The following is a 1265-nucleotide window of genomic DNA, read 5'->3' as shown; positions in this document are numbered from 1 at the left end:
GCTCAACGAGGCGCTGAAGACCCCGTCCCCCGCCATCGAGAACAAGGGCAACATCGATCTGGTCGGCAAGTATTACGACAAGCTGGTCGCAGCGCTCGGCGACGACCAGAACTGAGCCGCCAGACGAAGCCTCCGCCGGCGGCACCTCTGCCTCTCGACGGATTGCGCGAGGCCGGCCACACTCACCGCTGCCATGTCGCCCGGCCCCGGCTTCGCCAAGAGGCGTCGCCGGGCGATGACAAATGGACACGCGGAGTCTGGGAGGCCACCAACAATGAAAAACACCCCGTTCGATCTCACCGGAAAGGTCGCAATCGTCACCGGCTCGAGCCGCGGCATCGGCCGCTCCTCGGCCGAGCTGCTGGCGAAACTCGGCGCCTAGGTCGTGGTCTCCTCGCGCAAGGCGGAGGCCTGCAAGGAGGTCGCCGACGGCATCAATGCGGCCGGCGGTGACGCCATCGTCATCCCCTGCAACATCGCGCGCAAGGCCGAGGTCGAGGCGCTGATCGCGGGCGCAACCAAGCATTACGGCAAGATCGACATCCTCGTCTGCAACGCAGCCGTCAATCCCTACTACGGTCCGCTGCTCGACATCACCGACGAGGCCTTCGACAAGATCATGGGCTCGAACGTGAAGAGCAACATCTGGCTCTCCGCGCTCGCGATCCCGCAGATGGCGGAGCGGGGCAACGGCTCGGTGATCATCATCTCCTCGATCGGCGGCTTGCGCGGCTCCACCGTGATCGGCGCCTACGGCATCTCGAAGGCCGCCGACTTCGCCCTGTGCCGCTCGCTCGCCGGCGAATGGGGCCCGAAGGGCGTGCGCGTCAATTGCATCGCGCCCGGCCTCGTCAAGACCGACTTCGCCCGCGCGCTGTGGGAAGACGAAGCCATGTTGAAGCGCCGCACCGCCACCACGCCGCTGCGCCGSATCGGCGAGCCCGACGAGATCGCAGGCGCGGTGGCCTACCTCGCCTCCGATGCGTCGAGCTTCATGACCGGCCAGACCATCGTCATCGACGGCGGCGTCACCACCGCGGCGGTGTAGCCGTCACTTGTCCCGGCGTGCGCCGTCGCGCTCGGCGAGCGCGCTTTCAATGGCGCGCACGACGATCAGAGCCGATCGCTCGTCGAGATGCACACCATCGGCCCAGCGCAATTCGCCCCGCGGCGGATTGATCGGTAACCACGGCGACTGATCCGGAAAAGCCGCCTGGACGATCGCCTTGCTCATGGTGACGAGGCGGGAGTCCTCGATCCCGGCC

General features: G+C 67.1%; 1 protein-coding gene and 1 pseudogene. One reads left to right on the top strand and one right to left on the bottom strand.

All coding sequences use genetic code 11. The features are described 5' to 3' along the window. Positions 1-274 precede the first annotated feature (274 nt). Positions 275-1048, top strand: a pseudogene (locus AC1D00_RS41600) (SDR family NAD(P)-dependent oxidoreductase). A gap of 3 nt (positions 1049-1051) precedes the next feature. Here the strand turns inward: AC1D00_RS41600 and AC1D00_RS41595 are convergent. Further along, positions 1052-1265 (bottom strand): hypothetical protein (locus AC1D00_RS41595; RefSeq protein ID WP_477014703.1); only part of this gene is annotated, 214 nt, incomplete at its 5' end.

The organism is Bradyrhizobium sp. P2_E8 (genome assembly GCF_056403875.1).
Note: the sequence above shows the minus strand (reverse complement) of the source record. Positions and strands in the feature narration are given on the sequence as shown.